Here is a 17,943-nt window from a genome sequence, read left to right on the forward strand (position 1 = left end):
AAGCAAAAATAACAATTTATTTTCCGATACGACTAATGTAATATAAAAACGTAAGACTCATTTTCTTGTTTTTAAAAGTTTAAACTCCAGTGAAAATATCTCGTATGTTTTTGTTTTTATTTCTGTCTTTAAAATCCCTATAACCAAAGAAACGAAAAGCAGATACTTTTCGTTTCTTTATTATTTGATTTATTTATTAAAATTCTTTGCAAAGAAGCCCAGCATATAGGTATAAAGCTCAATTCTGTTTGGTTCTTTACCAAATCCATGACCTTCATCGTATTTCACCATATACGGAACATCAAAACCTTTTGCCCGCAGGCCTTTTACAATCTGATCCGATTCATTGATATTAACTCGCGGATCATTAGCTCCCTGTACTACAAATAATGGTTTCTTTATTTTATCAATCTGGAATACCGGAGAAACTTCTTTAGCTATTTTAGCTTCTTCAGGATTATCCAGATCGTACCAGATTTGTTTTACCATTTCTTTGTAAGGCTTCCAGTATTCCGGGAACGAATCGAAAAAAGTAAAGATATTGGAAACACCTACATAATCTACACCACACGCATAAAGATCCGGTGTTTTTATAAGCCCCATTAATGTTGCATACCCACCATGGCTTCCACCATAGATAGCAATTTTATCTTTGTCTACCCAACCCCGCTCTATTGCGTATTTTACTCCATCTTCTACATCATCCATTGCCTTTCTACCGATTTGCTTATACCCTGATTTCTGGAATGATTTTCCATATCCTCCGGATATTCTGAAGTTAACCTGTAATGTAGCATAACCACGACTGGCAAATAATTGCGTTTCCGGATTGAATCCCCAGCTATCACGGACTCCCTGCGGGCCTCCATGAGGATTTACAACTAACGGTACTTTTTTTCCTTCAAGTGCTGCCTTAGGTAAGGTAATATAGCCATGTATTGTAAGTCCGTCCCTGCTTTTAAAGGTTATAGGTCTCATTTCTGCCATATCTTCAGGCTTCAACTGAGGCATCAGATCATATAAAAGTTTAGTTTTTTTAGTTTTTGTATCATACTCGTAATAAGTTCCATACAATTTATCACTACTTACGACAACCAGAAATTTGTTATCGTTGTCATCAGAAGAAACTACAGAAAAGTCTTTATCTCCAAATTCAGATTTCAACTTATTGTGTACTTCTTTGTAGAATTTACTTACCGGTATAATCTCTCCCCTTTCTCCTTCGTAGTTTATGTAATCCAGTTCGTAGTTTCTGTTTTTACCGGCAAGACTTATAGAGCTCACATCATATACCGGATTGGAATAAACTTCTTTAATCACAGCATTCTTTTTCAGATCATATAAAACAATCTTCGCTTTATCACTATCCAGATTAGTTACAACATAAGCTTCATCTTTATTCTTAGAATTTTCATTGAAGCTGATAATATCGAATGTATCTGACCAGTCAGTTTTTTTCAGAAGGTTGAATTTCCCTGTCTGCAAATCTTTGTAGTATGTATGGGTTGTTAATCCGTTTACCAATATTGTATATCCTCTAAGATTTCCGTCTTTATCAAATATATAATCATTAATAGGATTCTTAGGATCTTTGTTCTCTAAGAGTTGGGTTGCTTCCCCCGTAACAAAGTTTATTTTAAAAGGTTCAAAAATCTGCTTGTTGTTCTTATTCATAGTAACCACAACAAAGTCGGTATCTTTTACGGGCATTGCAAAACCTATTTTCACACCTTCAAATGGTGTGAGATCTTTTAAGTTTTTTCCATCAATGTCCGTAGCATACAGGTGGATATTCTCATTCCCACCCTTATCCTGAGTAAAGTACAGACGGTTTTTGCTTAACCATCCATAACTTTTAATCAGATCTTCTTTTTCTTCAATAGCTTTGGTTATTTTTCCGGACTTCAGGTCTTTTACATAAACATGATTTTTCTTGTTATTATCTTTCTCTTTGTAAGATAAAAACTGTCCATCTGGTGAAATTTTAAATTGTGAAGCTTTTGGTCTTGCAAAATAATCTTCGACTTTGTACTTAAAATTTCCTTTATCATAGGAAGCAAGTTGTTCCAAATTAGCTTTGGAAGATGGCAGTGTAGCATCTCCCGGCAATTTAGTAGTAGTGCTTTGTGCATTCATCATAGCAGCAGTTATTACAACCTGGGCGGTTATAAAAAGTTTAGTGTTTAATTTCATAACTCATATTTTAGTGATTAGGATAACCGAAAAACAGTTATTTACTAATAAGACTATTTATAACACCAAAATGTTACACTCAATATGATTTATATGCAAAATTTTATTTGTTCTCTAGTGTAAATAAATCCCAAAGTACCATGTCCAGGCAATCAGGATAATCTGCATAGGTATTCTTTCTTTATACAAATATGCCATTCCCGGGCCTGTATAGTTGGCTTTAAAAATATTGATCCGTTTCTTTGAGGAATTAATATTGGCTATAAATACAACAACATAAAAAACAATAAGCAAAATGGCTGTTAATTCTCTCAGCTGTGGCAGCATTAATCCTATTCCGGCTGCTATTTCCAATACTCCGGTAAAATATACCCAGAACATTTTGTAAGGAATAAAGTCAGGAATCATCAGAGCCATTCCTTTCTGGAACTTAAAGTGAGAAAATCCGGTAAAAATAATAAATACAGCCATCCCCAGATTACCGGAAAAAGTCCAGTTCCATTCTCCCTGAATAATTTTTGTTCCGAGCAGGGCTATAATAAATACACTAAAAAGTATGGATAATAATTTCATTTATTTTTCTGCTAATTCTTTTACCAATCCGAGTCCTCTGATAAATCCTTTATCCATATCATCTTTCCATTTCTCATCTACCTGCACTTCGACGTGAAGTTTGGTTTTATCTCCCAAATCTGTAAGAAAATACTTTTCCTGGGCTCCACTCCATTCCATAATTTCTTTGCTATGGAGATCTTCAATCCCGTTTAATATCATTCCTAAATGTTTAAATACGATCTGATGGGGTTCTTTGAGACTATCAATCGTAGAAACCATTCCGTCGCCTTTGTTGTTAACAAATAATGTACGCCCGCCAACTTTCCAGTCTGATTTCATAACAGAATCTGAACCAAAAAATTTTGTCCATTCACTGTAGGTTGCTTCACTCCACAAAATATCCCAGATCTTCTGTGGCGAAGCTTTAATTTCAAATTCATATGATAAGGTTTCCATAAATATATCTTTTAGGGTTATAAAATTCAGTTTTTATTTTTCAGCCAAATCTTTAACAATTTCCAATGCTTTCGGAAACTTATCTTCAAAGAAGCTTTTAAATTCTTCCGGGGTCTGTATCTCTCCTTTAAGAATCGTTCCGTTTCCGATTTCTTCTAATACATAAGATTCTGTTGCCTCTCCCCAGTTTTGCGCCTTCTCTACCCCATCATAAATTTCACCAAGATGCAGAAATTTCATTTCTTTATTCGGAATATTTTTTTCAACACGGCTATATATACCGTTATTATTAGGATCGAAAAACTTTACAATACTTCCTTCTTCCAAAGTTCCTTTATAAAAAGAACCTTCAGCAAAAACTGATGTCCATTGTGTATAAGTATTATCATTCCATAATACTTCCCATACTTTATCCGGAGCAGCCTTAATCTGGATCTGATAAAAAAGTTTTTCCATGAAATACAATATTATAAATTAATTACTTAGGAATTATAGGCTGCCTCCAAATCGGAAATTACAATCTTCTGCATTTTCAGCATTGCCTGAACAACTTTTTGTGATTTTTCAGGATCAGAATCATTCATCAGTTCTATTAATCTTTTAGGAACGATTTGCCAGCTTACACCGTATTGATCTTTCAGCCAGCCACACATGCTTTCTCTTCCACCTCCGGATATCAATGTATTCCAAAGATGATCTGTTTCTTTCTGATCATTTGTCATCGTTACCAAAGATATTCCTTCGTTGAAATCAAATTTATGGTCAAAAGAAGAGTCCATGCAGCTTAGCATATAATTATTGATAACAAAATGAGCATGCTGTACATTTTCAGGATTTTCTCCATTCTCGTCGCCATCTTTATACTTCAGGACACCTTCAATCTTAGATTCAGGAAATGTACTTGTATAGAACTCCATTGCTTCCATTGCCTTTCCGTTATTTTTATGCATAAACATTAGTGTAGGCACCATTTTCTGTTCTTGTGTTTCTCCAAAATAAAGTTGCCAGGTTGTTCCATATTTATCTTTAATCCATCCGTACTTTTTACTCCACGGATAAGAATCGAGTTCCATTAATGCCATTCCGCCTTCAGATAACATATCCCAATAATGTTGTACATCTTCTTCAGAAGCACAATTTATCAGAAAAGATATCGAAGGATTTTTTTCAAACTGAGGTCCTGCATTCAGCAGCATCAGCTTTTGCCCGAATAGTTCTATATTTATTACAACAGGAGTATCAACTGTGATTTTCCCGCCAAATACCTGGCAATAAAATTCTGCTGCTTCCTTTGCGTCTCCGTTGCACCAAAGGCATGGAAAAATATCATTATTCATTTCCTTATTTTTAGTGTGTTTCTGTATACTGGCTAAAGCTGCCTAAAATTGCATTCCATCCTTCTTTTTGCATTTCAACAGGATTTTCTGCTTCGGGATCGAAAGTTGTGGTAATTTTTGTCCCGCTTTCTACTGCTTCAAAAGTTGTGGAAACCTTCCGACCGTCAGGCATATGATATCTGATTAACTGCTGAGGAACGACCTCATCATAAGTTCCTTCAAAATTAAATCCAAAACTTCCATCTCTTGCTTCCATTCTGTTATTGAATTTTCCACCAACTCTAAGGTCATTTTCAGAAGAAGGGCAAAACCAACTTTCGTGGGCAAAGTTCCATTGAGTAATATGTTCTGGTTGATTAAAATAATCCCAAACTTTTTCTACAGGAGCATTTACTGTTGTTTCTATTGTGATTTGTTCCATGATATTCTAATTTATTAGTTTGTCTAAAATAATGAAATTGATTTTTATTTTGACTATCGCATTATAAACTAAACCTTGTCAGGGTTTAAAATCCTGACAAGGTTATTTATCATTTGTTCTCGTAGCCTTTATCACCACTATAGTTAATCATCCATTTTACATCAAATTTATCTGTAAAACAACCAAAATAATCTCCCCAGAACTGATCTTCCAGTGGCATTTCTATAGTTCCGCCTTCGGAAAGACCTTTGAAGAGCTTATCTGCTTCTTCTCTGGATTCAGGAAAAATAGATACATAGTTGTTATTTCCTAACTGAAGACTTTGTCCAAATTCAGGAACAATATCGGAAGCCATTAGTAAATCACTGCCTATTGGCAATGCGATATGCATTACTCTGTTTTTAGCTTCTTCAGATAAGTTTTCAGTACCGGGAGCATTTCCCATTTTATGGATATCACCAAGGAATTCTCCTCCAAAAACAGATTTGTAAAAATTAAAAGCTTCTTCTGCTTTACCATCAAAATTGAGGTATGGGTTTAATTTAGGCATTGTAATAAAATTTAAAAGTTATTGTAAAAATTTTTTGATTTTTAATAGTGTAAAATCTATCATTCTGTTATTTGTATTCCCCTGTTCATCGGCCATCATATAAGTACCATGCCCAGCAGGAAGTACAAGTAGACGCGAATCCGGAAGCAGTGTATGCAAATCAGCCGCGTGAGATACTTTTATAACGTCTCTGTCACCATAAATAAGAAAAACAGGTTTCTGAATATTCTGTATTGTCTTATTATCCCAGTCTTCAAAGTTTATCATTCTCTGACTGTCCTTCCTAAACATATTATGAAGTTTGCCTTCATCCGGCGTCAGTTTCAAAAAGTTTTCTTTAAGGTAGTTGGGCATTATCTCTATTGTAGCATTTTCCATTCCCTCAAAAAAACCGTCTACCATTCCTTTTCTTTTATATAGTCCGGATGCTGCAATTATTTTCTCTACCCTGTCCGGGAAAAGTTCTGCGATCTTCATAATGCTTGTTGCACCATTGCTGAAACCAAAGAATGAAGCTTTTTCAATATTCAGTTTATCGAGAACTGTTATAATGTCTTTTGCATCCTGTTCAAAAGTTTCAGGGACGTCTCTGTGATCAGATTTTCCATGATTTTGCAAATCTATCCCGATAAGCATCCGCTCGTTATGTAGCCTGTTGATGACCTCCTTAAAATCTTGTTGTATAGAAGATCCTCCGCCATGAACTAATACTAAAGGTTTCCCTTCTCCGTAAATTTCGTGGTATAAACGGATACCATTGATATCCAGATATCCGGCCTTATGCGGTTCCATATTTAATACAGAATATTATTATCCGTGTCATATTTCATTCCGGGATAATTAAGCAAACGCCGCATCAATCCCATTTGTCCACATAGGTAATCCTGACGCCCTATACACATTCCTATAAAATTTAGCTTATCTTCTTTAATAAAAGGGATATTCATATTAATGGGAAACATTTCGGATAGTTGCTCATCAGTAGCTTCTAAAAGTTTCTGATAGGCTTTGGGGGAAACAGCATGAAAGCTGTCTTTCAATTCTTTCAGAGAAGGATAAGAAAAGCTTTCATCCAGTGCTTTTCCCATAAAAAATAAATCCTGATACGGATCTTCTGTTACTTCTTCCAGTACATGAGCAATAGCATAGCGAACGTTTACATAATTTCCGGCCATCCAGATGATATGATTGGTTCGTCCGTCAATTCTTTTCAGTGCATCTTCTTCTGTAATTCCGTCCAGTACATTCAGAAAGGTCTGAGTATGCATTCTGTACGCAGGAATGATGACTTCTAATTTTAATGATTTTGGTGCATTCATTTGTAATTGTTTTAAGTCGGTTTAAACTATCTCATTTCTTTATCAAAATTAAGAGTGAATAATATAATATGGACTTGCCATAGGGCAAGAAATATAAAAGAGGTTTATCTATTTTTAGCCTATGCTACTGATTTTTGTGTACAGTATTAATTTGCTAAAAAAATAATAGCATGAACAAATGTCCATGCCAATAATATTTTAAGATTCTTTTTTATGAGAAACCAGTTCTTTTCGAATTCTGCTAAGAGAAGTATCTGTCACACCAAGATAGGAAGCAATTTGCTTTAGAGGAGCAAATCTGACTACATCTGGTTTTTGTTCCATCAGATTCAGATAACGTTTGGTAGCAGATAATGTAATCATATCCAACGAACGCTGTTTCATGGAAAAAACCTGATAACTGAACCAAAGACGTCCCCACTCACTAAATCCGGGAATAGTATGATAAATATGTTGAAAATCGTCGAATTCTATTTTCAGTAATGTACAATCTGTAACAGCCTGAAGATTTTCCTGTGAAGGAGTCCTTTGAAAAAGCGAAGCCGGAACAATAACAATATCTCCTTTTGTGAAAAATTCAGTCATTATTTCGTTATTATCATAATCATATACAAAAGCCCGAATCAATCCACTTTCAAGCAAATAATATTCATTGGCAGTTTCACCTTCATGCAGAAATATTTTCCCCTTTTCTATTTCAACTTTCTGGTGCTTCTCTGCGATTTGTATTATATCTTCATCGGACAAGAGAAAATGTTGGTATACCTCTTTATAAATCGGATTCATAATTTCTTTCCAGTTTTTGATTAAAGATAATACTATTTCCGAAAGGATCGGTTACTGTAAAAGATAATGCTTCATAAAATGTTTCTTGTAAACCGGGTTTATTGTATTTATAATCTTTTGCAGAGAGTTCTCTATGAAAGTCTTCTATTCCGTCACACCAAATAAATATATGGGTTCCGGGTGTACCATCGCCATGATGTTCACTAAGGTGAAATTTAATATTAGCTCTTTGTATTTCCATATATACAGGGAAATTTTCTCCGAATGTATGCTCCCACAAAATTTCAAAACCAAGCCAGTCTACATAAAATTCTTTTGCCTTCTGATAATCGAACATTCGTAAAACAGGAATAACGGCTTCTGCTTTCATAACAGTATTATTTAGAATAGTGATAATTGTATAGCATTTGGTTTATCCGGTTTCTTAGCATCTCCCATTGTAGACTTTCCTCCATATTGCCATGAAACGTTTCTTTCTTCTTCTATCACCCGCTGAATATCAAAATTGGGTGTAAAGTTCTTTTCAGTATTCAGTACAATCTGATGCAGCTTGTTAATTGAATTCAGTTTATCCGAATTTCCCAATTTAGATTTTTCTATTCCTTTCTGGAGAATCTGAATACTCTCATCATAAATTTTCACAGGAACAGGAAATGGGTGTCCGTCTTTACCACCATGTGCAAATGAAAAACGGGCAGGATCTTTGAAGCGCGAAGGAGCTCCGTGAATAACTTCACTAACCAATGCCAGCGACTGCATGGTACGGGGTCCTACTCCCTCCAGCATAAGAAGATCTTCAAAGGTTTGTGGCTGTTGCTCTCTTGTGACATAAAGCAAGGCTCCCAGTCGTTTAATATCTACATCTGTAGCCCTTACGTCATGATGTTCGGGCAAAATAAGCCGGGCAAAGTCCTGCATAATCTTTGTCGAATCTGTATGAGAAATATCAAGGATTCCTTTTCTGTTACCTGAAGCTTCTGTAGCAGTAAGATTCAGAATTGTTCCTCTGGAAATTCCATTGATCCCGGTGTGTGGTTCTTCTATAAAGGAGGTGAGATTTTCGGATAACCAGTGATAACGCCTTGCTGTACCATCAGCATCATTTAAACCTTGCTGAATTACACACCAGTTGCCATTATCTGTGACAATAAAATTATGCTGATATAGCTGGTAACCATCCTGAATAGCTGTATTATCTACTTTTGCAGATAATTTACTGGCTTTTACCAACTCTGTCCCATTAAGTCCGGTTTTATCTGCAATATATAGAAGTTCCTGCGGGGTATCCCGGGAATATTTTCCTTTACCTCCACAAATAAAGATTCCCAGACTTTGAGAATTGGGATTAATGGCTCTTTTCAAAGCTCCCATCACAGAAGTTGTAATACCTGAGGAATGCCAGTCCATACCCAAAACTGCTCCAAAACTTTGGAACCAGAAAGGATCGGACAACCGTCTTACAACTTCTTGCTTTCCATAATCGGTTAGTATAACTTCTACTATAGAAAGCCCAAGCCCAGACATCCGCTCGTATAACCAGGCGGGAACTTTTCCGTAGTGTAATGGTAAATCTGCAGTTCCTGAACGTTTCATACCTCTAAGATAAAAAAACGACTTCGAAAAAGAATTACGAAGTCGTTTTTTATGATTTTTTGCTTTTAATTATTTCAAAGCAGCAAGCGCAGCATCATAGTTTGGCTCCTGAGCAATTTCCGGAACCTGTTCTGTATAAACTACGTTTCCGTTCTCATCTGCTACTACGACTGCACGGCTTAGTAAGCCTTGTAATGGAGAATCTGCTAAAGTCACTCCATAATCATCTCCAAAATGTCCTCTGAAATCAGATAATGTATCCACATTATTTAATCCTTCTGCTGCACAGAATCTGCCTAATGCGAAAGGTAAATCCTTAGAAACATTTACTACCACTGTGTTGTCTAAGTTAGAAGCTTCCTGATTGAATTTTCTTGCAGAAGCTGCGCAAACACCGGTATCAATACTTGGGAAAATATTTAATACTACCTTCTTTCCTTTGTAATCTGCTAAAGTTTTCTCAGACAGGTCTGCATTTACCAGTGTAAAGTCTTTTAATTGTTCTCCAATATTCGGAAGATTTCCTACTGTAGAAATCGCATTTCCTTTTAGTGTAATGTTTGCCATTATTTTGTCTATTTAATTTTAGATAAAAATACAGAATTCTTCTAAATTTCTACTGATAGTTCATTTTAAATTTATCATAAATTTCAGTACAAGAGAAACAAATAAAAAAACATAAGATTTATTCTTAAAAGGTACAGGCTTTTCTGTTGGAAGCTTAATATGCCTGACATTCTATTTAGCATTGAATTTCAATTGCATATGAAATATTTTACATTATTTTATCTAACATTTTAAATGTAGGAATACTAAACATACAAATTCAACTGTATAAAACTATTAGTAGTCTGCCTAATTTTAAAGTATATATAAATGTTTTTAAACTAAATATTCAGTTTATGTCGTTCTACCAAAAAATTTCAGTCATTGGCTCCAAATATATAGGATTACCTAAACTTATGAGATGGGGCTTCAATCTGTCTCCCATGTATAGAAGAAGTACTGCAAGAATTACTTCCGTATCTCCTGACTTACTCAATGTACAAATTAAGCTACCCATCAGCTATAAAAATCGAAACTATATGGGAACCATATTTGGTGGAAGTATGTTTTCTGCAGTTGATCCCATCCCAATGGTACAGCTGATTAATCTATTGGCGCATCAGTATGTCGTATGGGATAAATCTGCTCAGATATCTTTCAAGCGTCCGGGAAATGTAGATTTATTTGCAGAATTTACATATACAAAAGAAGAGCTTGAACAAATAATTGAACAAGTTGAACGTCAGAACGAAATCGAAATTGTAAAGACAACACAATTAACGAACAAAAGCAGAACGATTGTATACTGCGAAGTAAAGAAAACTATCTATATTGCAGGAAAGGCTTATTACAAAATGAAAAGAAAGGAAAAAACCAAGCTATAAAATTTAAGCCTTCTTTTCAATCTTTAGGAAAGAAGCGTTTATTCCTTTAATCAAAGATGAGCTAAATCCCTGATGTTCCATTTCATTAAGACCAACAATAGTACAGCCTTTGGGTGTCGTTACTTTATCAATTTCATCTTCCGGATGATTCTGATTCCGGATTAATAACTCTGCAGCACCTTTTACAGTTTGGTTTACAATCTGTACTGCCGTTTTAGCATCGAATCCAATCTGAATTCCTCCCTGTACCATTGCACGCATAAATCTTAGCACATAAGCAATTCCGCAAGCTCCCAAAACAGTTGCTGCTTCCATAAGGTCTTCATTGATCTGTATAACACTTCCGACATGAGACAGCAGACTTTTCACGCTTTCCAGCTTTTCTTTCTCCTGTCCGTTGTATACTAAACAAGTTAAGGATTCTCCTACATCCGAAGCTGTATTCGGCATCGCCCGCATAACAGTAACAGCTTTATTTTCTATTGCTTCCTGAATTTGCTGTATGCTAATCCCTGTTGCCATGGAAACAAGAATTTTGTCGGGGGTAAAGTATTGCTTGTATTCTTTCAATACTTCCAGAATATTAAAAGGCTTAAGTGCTACAATAACAATATCCGATTGTGTAATTGCATAAGCATTGTCTGAAGTTACTTCAATACCATCTTTTTCCAGAAAAGCAATAGACTGAGTATTTCTTCTCGTTGCTATAATCTGATAATTCTCACCGGACTTCAATATGCCCTTTATAATGGAAAGTCCAAGGTTTCCCGTCCCTAATACAGCTATCTTCATAGACATTTGGTTTTTAGTTTATTCTTTTATCACAATAAATGTACTTCATTTTTGGCGATTTGTTCTAAAAATCATTCTAAAAACAGTAAATTTGTTACTCTAAAAAATAGATCATAGAGAGGGGCTCTCTTTTTATAACTAAGTTTAAAAAAACAAAAAAGAATGTCAGAAAAATCAAAAATCTACTACACACTAACGGATGAAGCGCCAATGTTGGCTACACACTCGTTTTTACCAATCGTAAAGGCATTTACAAAATCAGCAGATATCGAAATCGCTGTTCCTGATATTTCTTTAGCAGGAAGAATTTTAGCAAATTTCCCGGAATTCTTAAAAGACGATCAAAAGATCGGTGATGCATTGGCAGAATTAGGTGAATTAGCAACCAAACCAGATACTAACATTATTAAGTTACCAAATATTTCAGCTTCTGTTCCGCAATTAGATGCAGCTATCGCTGAATTACAAGGAAAAGGTTTTGCTGTTCCGAACTACCCTGCTGAGCCTAAAAATGATGAAGAAAAAGCAATTAAAGCTAAATATGCTAAGGTTTTAGGAAGTGCTGTAAACCCGGTGTTAAGAGAAGGGAATTCTGACAGACGTGCTCCAAAAGCAGTTAAGAACTACGCTAAAGCTAACCCTCACAGAATGGGTGACTGGGCTTCTGACAGTAAAACAGATGTTGCTCATATGAACAGTGGAGACTTCTATGGTACTGAAACATCTACTACTGTAGAAAACGCTACTAAGTTCAGAATCGTATTCAAAGGAAATGATGGTTCCGAAACTGTACTAAAGGACTTCGCACCTCTTCAGGCCGGAGAAGTAATTGATTCTTCTGTAATGAACCTTAATGCATTAAAAGTTTTCGTTCAGCAGGCTATTGAAGAAGCTAAAAACAGAAATGTACTTCTTTCCGCTCACCTGAAAGCTACTATGATGAAGATTTCCGATCCTATTATCTTCGGAGCTATTGTGGAAACTTTCTTCAAAAATGTATTTACAAAATATGCTGAGACTTTCAAGTCATTAGATATAAACCCTAACAATGGTCTTGCTGATCTTTTTGAGAAAATCAAAGGAAATGCTCAGGAAGCTGATATCAAAGCTGATATTGAAGCAGCTTTAGCTAACGGACCAAGAGTTGCTATGGTAAACTCTGATAAAGGTATTACTAACTTCCACGTTCCTTCTGATATTATTGTTGATGCATCTATGGCTGCTCTTATAAGAGGTGGTGGTAAGATGTGGAACAAGGAAGGGAAAGAAGAAGATACTGTTGCTATTATCCCGGATCGTTCTTATGCTGGTTTCTATCAGGCTGTAATCGATGATATGAAAACTCACGGAAAATTAGATCCTACAACTATGGGGTCTGTTCCTAACGTAGGTTTAATGGCTCAAAAAGCTGAGGAATATGGTTCTCATGATAAAACTTTCCAGGTAAAAGCTGATGGAACTGTAGAAGTTCAGGATGAAGCCGGAAATGTTCTTCTTTCTCAGAAAGTAGAAAAAGATGACATCTTCAGAATGTGTCAGACTAAAGATGCTCCTATCCAGGACTGGGTAAAATTAGCAGTAAACAGATCCAGATTATCTGAAACACCTGCTATATTCTGGTTAGACAAAGGAAGAGCTCATGACAGAGAAATCATCAAAAAAGTAGAAAAATATCTTAAAGATTATGATACTACAGGTCTTGATATCAGAATTCTTGATGTAATGGATGCAATGACCGAAACTTTAAGAAGAGCAAGAGAAGGGAAAGATACAATTTCTGTTTCCGGAAACGTATTAAGAGATTACCTGACTGACCTTTTCCCAATCCTTGAACTTGGAACTTCTGCAAAAATGCTTTCTATTGTTCCGTTAATGAATGGTGGTGGTTTATTCGAAACCGGGGCCGGAGGTTCTGCACCTAAACACGTTGAGCAGTTCTTGGAAGAAGGGTACTTAAGATGGGATTCATTAGGTGAATTCCTTGCACTTCAGGCTTCTTTAGAGCATTTAGCACAAACTCAGAACAATCCTAAATCTCAGGTATTAGCAGATGCATTGGATGAAGCTAACGCTAAATTCCTTGCTACTGATAAATCTCCAGCGAGAAAAGTAGGTCAGATTGATAACAGAGGTTCTCATTTCTACCTTGCCATGTATTGGGCTGAAGCATTGGCTAACCAGACTGCAAATGCAGAGATTGCTGCACAGTTCAAGCCAATTGCACAAAACATGCAGGAAAATGAGGCTAAGATTAATGAAGAATTAATCGGAGCACAAGGACAACCTCAGAACATCGATGGTTACTACAAGACTGATGAGGTTAAAACTTATGCAGCAATGAGACCAAGTGCTACATTGAATGCTATTATTGACGGAATCTAGTTCCTGACAGATATATAATTTATATAAACCGGATGCTTTTAGTATCCGGTTTTTTTATTTCTGTACATGCTTCTATTATATTAAATAAAAACTCGTGCTACATATCTGAAAAATCACTAAATTTCTAAGTTAAAATCAAGATCTATTATTAGCATGAAAAACAGAATTATATTTTCAATCTGTCTATCTTTCATTTACAATATAAAAGCACAAAGTAAAATTGATCAGGCAATTCAAATACTTGATCAAAAATATTCTCAGGAAAAGGTTTATCTCCTTTTTGATAAAGAGAAATACATTTCCGGAGAAAACATGTGGTTCAAAGCCTTTGTTTTTGACGGTTATAACCGCTCCACAATATCATCTTCTCTGTTTGTTGAGCTGTATGACAGCAATAAAAATATAATTGCTAAAAAGGTGTTTCCAATCAACAATGGTGAAGGAAATGGCAGTCTTAACCTTTCTGAAAAATTAAAAGAAGATGTTTATTTCGTAAGAGCCTATACGACATGGATGGCTAATTTTGGTGAAGAGTTCCAGCTTGTACAACCTATCCCGGTATACAATCCAGCATCTCCACAAAGACTCGTCATTAATAACGACTCAAAATGGACGGCTAAGGCCTATCCTGAAGGTGGTACCTTTATAGAAAACCTTCCCACAAAGTTTGCTGTAAGACTACAGACCGAAGGTACTCCCCCATCAGAATGGCATGGCTATGTAACAGACAAAGACAATCCTTCAGAAAAAATTACCAGTTTTAAAGGTTTAGACCAGAATATAGGAGTATTTAGTATTACACCCAAAAAAGGAAAAACATACCAGGTTGTTGTTGAAGACAATAATGGCGTAAAACAAAATATCGATTTACCTGTAGCCAAAGATACTGGTGTACATATACAAATAGCTAATACAGCGAAAGGTATTCAGTATACACTGAAAAGCAATAATCTTTCCGGTCTGAAAGACTATAAAGTTATTGGTACTGTCAGTAATTTACTGGCTTACAAAGCCAATATCAGCATCAACAATAAAGAAGCATCAAGTACCATTCCATCTTCTATTAGTAATAAGATGAATGGCATACTACAACTGGCTGTATTTGATGAAAAAGAGAATCTTGTTGCTCAAAGATTATGTTTCATTGATCCTTCACAGCTACATGTAACTCAGCCCACTGTTTCGTATTCACAAGCTGATAAAACACCACGCGCATACAACACAATTGAAATTCCGCCTCAGGAAAATTATTCCAATTACACAGTGGTTGTCCGGGATGATGCTAAAAACACTGAGAAAAATAATATTTTAAGTGCTCTATGGCTTACCGGAGATTTCTCTTCAAAAATAACTGCGCCAGCACAGTATTTCACTAAAAATGCAAATACAGAAGCTCTGGATGGTCTTCTGATTTCTGAAAAATGGACTCGTTTCGACTGGAATGCTGTAATGGCAGGAAGAACACCCGATATAAAATATAAACCCGAGCCCTATTTTTCTTACAGAGGAAAATTAACAGTCAACAGCAGACCTCTTCCGAATACTTCTGCAAACCTGATCTTCAAAACACCTGATAACACAGTGATTAATGAAGTCCAAACCGATGATGGAGGCTACTTCATGCTGGATAATATAAATACCGATGAACCTATAAAAGTCACCTATTTTTTAAATACTTTAAACAAAGCAGCTAGTAATCCACCCAATCTTAGAATAGCTTTTGAGCCAACTGTTGATTTTGTTACCTACAGAAGTTCATTACCTGCTACACAATACCATCTGGAAGACCGCCAGGCTGCAACTGATACTCCTGCACCGGAAATAGCCCGTGCAATAGCCAATAAAAAGAATCAGAAGTTGATACATGACAATGAAATTCTGATCAAAGAAGTACAGCTAAAAGCGAAAAAGAGAGATGAGAAGAGAATACTTAATGATAAATTGAGTAGTGGAATGTTCAGAAGTATGAATGAACAGGTCTTCGATCTCGTGAATGAAAATCAGGATGCACAGGCCTCTCAAAATATATTACAATGGTTGCAAGGCAGAGTTGCCGGGTTAACTTTCCAAATGGATTCCAGTGGAAATTATGTACCCTATATGAGAGGGGGACAGGCTAAATTATATATGGATGAAGTTCCTATGGACGCCAGCATGATTAACAGTACACCTGTAAGTAATATTGCCATGGTAAAAATCATTAAGGGCTCCGGTCTTCTAGGAGATGCTGTCGCTATATATACCCGAAGAGGAGATATTCAGGCTGCCACCCCGGCTGTAAAAGACCCTTTTATGGACAATACTGCAACTATTTTAGGTTATGATAAAGTAGCAGAGTTTTATAACCCGAATTACAGCAAAGAAGCCTATAAAACTATACCAAATGATACACGTGATGTATTATACTGGAACCCTGATTTAAAAGCTCAGGATAAAGCACCATCCGCAATACAGTTTTATAATAATGATACCCCGAAAAATTATCAAGTCATCATTATAGGTTTTGATAAGGACGACAAACCTTTATACTATAACGGGACAATGCCATAATCCCGAACACAATAAAAAAGGACTGAAGAATATCTCTTCAGTCCTTTTATTTTTTATATAACCAGTCTGGATTATTTTAGGAAATCTACTATATTTTCCAATGGTCTTCCAATAACAGCTTTGTTATCTTTTATAACAACAGGTCTTTGGATTAGGGTTGGATTATCCACCAGAACATTAATCCAGCCATCTTCATCTAATTCCTGTCCTGCATATTTTTCTTTAAATAACGCATCACTTTTTCTCACCAAATCTTCTGCTTTCATACCAAGTTTTTGCAGTACCGATACTACCTCTTGCTTATTCAGTGGATTCTGAATAATATTAATAAGTTCGAAATCTATATTCTGATTTTCAAGATACTGTAATGCTTCTCTGGATTTAGAACACCTGCTATTATGTAAGATTTGTATTCCCATTGTTGGTTAAATTTTAGAAAAGACCATTAAGATTACTGTCAATACTATCTAAGATAAAACCAAAGTCTTCTGGCTTTTCAACAAAGTCAATGTCATTAACATCTATAATAAGCAATTTTCCTTCATCATAACCTTTGATCCATTTCTCATACTTATCATTCAGTTTCGAAAGATAATCGATGCTGATTCCTGCTTCATAGTCTCTTCCTCTTTTTGCAATCTGCGCAACAAGTTTAGAGATATCTGCTCTTAGATAAATCAATAAATCCGGAGCTGATACGAAAGTTTTCATCAGATTGAATACTGACTTATAGTTATTGAAATCTCTTTCAGTTAAAAGCCCCATATCATTAAGGTTTTCAGCAAATATATGAGCGTCTTCATAGATCGTTCTGTCCTGAATAACATTCTTACCACTCTCACGGATTTCTTTAATTTGTTTAAAGCGACTTCCTAAGAAGTAAATCTGAAGGTTAAAGGCCCATTTAGCCATGTCGTGGTAGAAATCATCCAGATACGGATTGTGATCTACATCTTCAAACTGCGCTTCCCATCCGTAATGTTTAGCCAACATCGTTGTGAGCGTGGTTTTTCCAGCCCCTATATTTCCTGTTACCGCAATGTGCATATCTTATTTTTTTCGAGGTGTAAAGATAAAGCTTGTTTGTCTCGATTGCAAACCCATTTTGAAAACAATGACTAAAGTCCGGAATTCCATTATGTAAGATATATACTTACGATTTATTATTTTTTTCCAGCAATACTTCTCCCCATGCGTTAAGCTGCCACAATACCTTTACTAAATCCTCACCAAGAGGTGTAAGGGAATACTCCACACATGGTGGCAATTCAGGATAGGAAACTTTTGTTAAAAGACCTGCTGACTCCATTTCTTTAAGCTGCTGATTAAGAACTCGTCTATCCACTTTACCAATTCCTTTGATAAATTCGCTGGGACGTTTTTTACCTTCATTAATCTGCCAAACGATAGGAATTTTCCATTTTCCGCTTATTGCATTTACGGCAAATTCAAGTGGACATATTTTTTCTTCTATCGCTCTTTCCTTTGTATTCATAAAATTGACTTTTTTATCCCATAGGGACAAATTTATGCGTTATTGCCTATCTCCGGATAGTTATAAATCTTTGCAAAATTAAAT

At 35.6% G+C, this 17,943-nt stretch carries 20 protein-coding genes; 3 read left to right on the forward strand and 17 right to left on the reverse strand.

Features of this window, described 5'->3' with window-relative positions:
• Positions 1–189: 189 nt before the first annotated feature.
• The 13 genes from BAZ10_RS14535 to tpx all read right to left on the reverse strand — a co-directional run bounded on the left by BAZ10_RS14535 (position 190) and on the right by tpx (position 9,777).
• On the reverse strand, positions 190–2,193 hold the full coding sequence (locus tag BAZ10_RS14535) for an alpha/beta hydrolase family protein (protein ID WP_078772648.1): 2,004 nt from the start codon (positions 2,191–2,193) through the stop codon (positions 190–192).
• 114 nt (positions 2,194–2,307) lie between these two features.
• Positions 2,308–2,766, reverse strand: a complete 459-nt coding sequence (locus BAZ10_RS14540) for a DoxX family protein (RefSeq protein WP_078772649.1) — start codon at positions 2,764–2,766, stop codon at positions 2,308–2,310.
• A complete protein-coding gene (locus tag BAZ10_RS14545; protein ID WP_078772650.1) occupies positions 2,767–3,204 on the reverse strand; it encodes an SRPBCC family protein in 438 nt (145 codons plus the stop codon).
• A gap of 33 nt (positions 3,205–3,237) precedes the next feature.
• On the reverse strand, positions 3,238–3,660 hold the full coding sequence (locus BAZ10_RS14550) for an SRPBCC family protein (RefSeq protein WP_078772651.1): 423 nt from the start codon (positions 3,658–3,660) through the stop codon (positions 3,238–3,240).
• 26 nt (positions 3,661–3,686) lie between these two features.
• Positions 3,687–4,541, reverse strand: a complete 855-nt coding sequence (locus BAZ10_RS14555) for a VOC family protein (RefSeq protein ID WP_078772652.1) — start codon at positions 4,539–4,541, stop codon at positions 3,687–3,689.
• 10 nt (positions 4,542–4,551) lie between these two features.
• Positions 4,552–4,962 carry an SRPBCC family protein gene (locus BAZ10_RS14560; protein WP_078772653.1) on the reverse strand — a complete coding sequence of 137 codons (411 nt, stop codon included), beginning with the start codon at positions 4,960–4,962 and terminating at the stop codon, positions 4,552–4,554.
• A gap of 109 nt (positions 4,963–5,071) precedes the next feature.
• Positions 5,072–5,512 (reverse strand): VOC family protein, encoded by a 441-nt coding sequence (locus tag BAZ10_RS14565; protein ID WP_078772654.1) that lies wholly within the window; start codon positions 5,510–5,512, stop codon positions 5,072–5,074.
• Between the two features lie 18 nt (positions 5,513–5,530).
• Entirely contained in the window at positions 5,531–6,304 is a 774-nt protein-coding gene (locus tag BAZ10_RS14570; protein ID WP_078772655.1) for an alpha/beta fold hydrolase, read from the reverse strand.
• Between the two features lie 2 nt (positions 6,305–6,306).
• Positions 6,307–6,831 (reverse strand): DinB family protein, encoded by a 525-nt coding sequence (locus BAZ10_RS14575; RefSeq protein WP_078772656.1) that lies wholly within the window; start codon positions 6,829–6,831, stop codon positions 6,307–6,309.
• 198 nt (positions 6,832–7,029) lie between these two features.
• Positions 7,030–7,617, reverse strand: a complete 588-nt coding sequence (locus BAZ10_RS14580) for a Crp/Fnr family transcriptional regulator (protein WP_078772657.1) — start codon at positions 7,615–7,617, stop codon at positions 7,030–7,032.
• Complete coding sequence (locus BAZ10_RS14585; RefSeq protein WP_078772658.1) at positions 7,601–7,987, reverse strand: glyoxalase superfamily protein; 387 nt, start codon at positions 7,985–7,987, stop codon at positions 7,601–7,603. The genes BAZ10_RS14580 and BAZ10_RS14585 overlap by 17 nt, the downstream gene beginning before the upstream one ends.
• Positions 7,988–7,998: 11 nt before the next feature.
• Entirely contained in the window at positions 7,999–9,210 is a 1,212-nt protein-coding gene (locus BAZ10_RS14590; protein ID WP_078772659.1) for a DUF763 domain-containing protein, read from the reverse strand.
• A gap of 69 nt (positions 9,211–9,279) precedes the next feature.
• A complete protein-coding gene (gene tpx / locus BAZ10_RS14595) occupies positions 9,280–9,777 on the reverse strand; it encodes a thiol peroxidase (RefSeq protein ID WP_009090558.1) in 498 nt (165 codons plus the stop codon).
• Positions 9,778–10,112: 335 nt separating this feature from the next.
• Here tpx and BAZ10_RS14600 point away from each other — a divergent pair, with 335 nt between their 5' ends.
• Positions 10,113–10,640, forward strand: coding sequence for a DUF4442 domain-containing protein (locus BAZ10_RS14600; RefSeq protein ID WP_078772660.1), 528 nt, complete (start codon positions 10,113–10,115; stop codon positions 10,638–10,640).
• A 3-nt stretch (positions 10,641–10,643) separates the two neighbouring features.
• Here the strand turns inward: BAZ10_RS14600 and proC are convergent, their stop codons facing one another.
• Positions 10,644–11,432, reverse strand: a complete 789-nt coding sequence (gene proC / locus BAZ10_RS14605; RefSeq protein ID WP_078772842.1) for a pyrroline-5-carboxylate reductase — start codon at positions 11,430–11,432, stop codon at positions 10,644–10,646.
• A gap of 162 nt (positions 11,433–11,594) precedes the next feature.
• On the opposite strand from proC, the gene BAZ10_RS14610 reads away from it, so the two are divergent.
• Together BAZ10_RS14610 and BAZ10_RS14615 are read left to right on the forward strand one after the other, a co-directional pair.
• Entirely contained in the window at positions 11,595–13,814 is a 2,220-nt protein-coding gene (locus BAZ10_RS14610) for an NADP-dependent isocitrate dehydrogenase (RefSeq protein WP_078772661.1), read from the forward strand.
• A gap of 153 nt (positions 13,815–13,967) precedes the next feature.
• Positions 13,968–16,364, forward strand: a complete 2,397-nt coding sequence (locus tag BAZ10_RS14615) for a hypothetical protein (protein WP_078772662.1) — start codon at positions 13,968–13,970, stop codon at positions 16,362–16,364.
• Positions 16,365–16,435: 71 nt separating this feature from the next.
• On the opposite strand, the gene arsC is transcribed toward BAZ10_RS14615, so the two are convergent.
• From arsC to BAZ10_RS14630, 3 genes are all read right to left on the reverse strand, one after another.
• Positions 16,436–16,783, reverse strand: a complete 348-nt coding sequence (arsC, locus tag BAZ10_RS14620) for an arsenate reductase (glutaredoxin) (RefSeq protein ID WP_009090551.1) — start codon at positions 16,781–16,783, stop codon at positions 16,436–16,438.
• Between the two features lie 13 nt (positions 16,784–16,796).
• Complete coding sequence (locus BAZ10_RS14625) at positions 16,797–17,411, reverse strand: deoxynucleoside kinase (protein WP_009090550.1); 615 nt, start codon at positions 17,409–17,411, stop codon at positions 16,797–16,799.
• A 106-nt stretch (positions 17,412–17,517) separates the two neighbouring features.
• Positions 17,518–17,859, reverse strand: coding sequence for a winged helix-turn-helix transcriptional regulator (locus tag BAZ10_RS14630; RefSeq protein WP_078772663.1), 342 nt, complete (start codon positions 17,857–17,859; stop codon positions 17,518–17,520).
• Between the last annotated feature and the right edge of the window lie 84 nt (positions 17,860–17,943).

The organism is Elizabethkingia occulta (assembly GCF_002023715.1).
Lineage (GTDB): Bacteria > Bacteroidota > Bacteroidia > Flavobacteriales > Weeksellaceae > Elizabethkingia > Elizabethkingia occulta.

Excerpts from the sequence above, each read along its gene's own strand:
- BAZ10_RS14630 (WP_078772663.1), bottom strand. The coding sequence starts at position 17,859 with ATGAATACAAAGGAAAGAGCGATAGAAGAAAAAATATGTCCACTTGAA.
- BAZ10_RS14570 (WP_078772655.1), bottom strand. The coding sequence starts at position 6,304 with ATGGAACCGCATAAGGCCGGATATCTGGATATCAATGGTATCCGTTTA.
- tpx (WP_009090558.1), bottom strand. The coding sequence starts at position 9,777 with ATGGCAAACATTACACTAAAAGGAAATGCGATTTCTACAGTAGGAAAT.
- BAZ10_RS14615 (WP_078772662.1), top strand. The coding sequence starts at position 13,968 with ATGAAAAACAGAATTATATTTTCAATCTGTCTATCTTTCATTTACAAT.
- BAZ10_RS14540 (WP_078772649.1), bottom strand. The coding sequence starts at position 2,766 with ATGAAATTATTATCCATACTTTTTAGTGTATTTATTATAGCCCTGCTC.
- proC (WP_078772842.1), bottom strand. The coding sequence starts at position 11,432 with ATGAAGATAGCTGTATTAGGGACGGGAAACCTTGGACTTTCCATTATA.
- BAZ10_RS14585 (WP_078772658.1), bottom strand. The coding sequence starts at position 7,987 with ATGAAAGCAGAAGCCGTTATTCCTGTTTTACGAATGTTCGATTATCAG.
- BAZ10_RS14565 (WP_078772654.1), bottom strand. The coding sequence starts at position 5,512 with ATGCCTAAATTAAACCCATACCTCAATTTTGATGGTAAAGCAGAAGAA.
- BAZ10_RS14600 (WP_078772660.1), top strand. The coding sequence starts at position 10,113 with ATGTCGTTCTACCAAAAAATTTCAGTCATTGGCTCCAAATATATAGGA.
- BAZ10_RS14610 (WP_078772661.1), top strand. The coding sequence starts at position 11,595 with ATGTCAGAAAAATCAAAAATCTACTACACACTAACGGATGAAGCGCCA.
- BAZ10_RS14550 (WP_078772651.1), bottom strand. The coding sequence starts at position 3,660 with ATGGAAAAACTTTTTTATCAGATCCAGATTAAGGCTGCTCCGGATAAA.
- arsC (WP_009090551.1), bottom strand. The coding sequence starts at position 16,783 with ATGGGAATACAAATCTTACATAATAGCAGGTGTTCTAAATCCAGAGAA.
- BAZ10_RS14625 (WP_009090550.1), bottom strand. The coding sequence starts at position 17,411 with ATGCACATTGCGGTAACAGGAAATATAGGGGCTGGAAAAACCACGCTC.
- BAZ10_RS14555 (WP_078772652.1), bottom strand. The coding sequence starts at position 4,541 with ATGAATAATGATATTTTTCCATGCCTTTGGTGCAACGGAGACGCAAAG.
- BAZ10_RS14590 (WP_078772659.1), bottom strand. The coding sequence starts at position 9,210 with ATGAAACGTTCAGGAACTGCAGATTTACCATTACACTACGGAAAAGTT.
- BAZ10_RS14575 (WP_078772656.1), bottom strand. The coding sequence starts at position 6,831 with ATGAATGCACCAAAATCATTAAAATTAGAAGTCATCATTCCTGCGTAC.
- BAZ10_RS14545 (WP_078772650.1), bottom strand. The coding sequence starts at position 3,204 with ATGGAAACCTTATCATATGAATTTGAAATTAAAGCTTCGCCACAGAAG.
- BAZ10_RS14560 (WP_078772653.1), bottom strand. The coding sequence starts at position 4,962 with ATGGAACAAATCACAATAGAAACAACAGTAAATGCTCCTGTAGAAAAA.
- BAZ10_RS14535 (WP_078772648.1), bottom strand. The coding sequence starts at position 2,193 with ATGAAATTAAACACTAAACTTTTTATAACCGCCCAGGTTGTAATAACT.
- BAZ10_RS14580 (WP_078772657.1), bottom strand. The coding sequence starts at position 7,617 with ATGAATCCGATTTATAAAGAGGTATACCAACATTTTCTCTTGTCCGAT.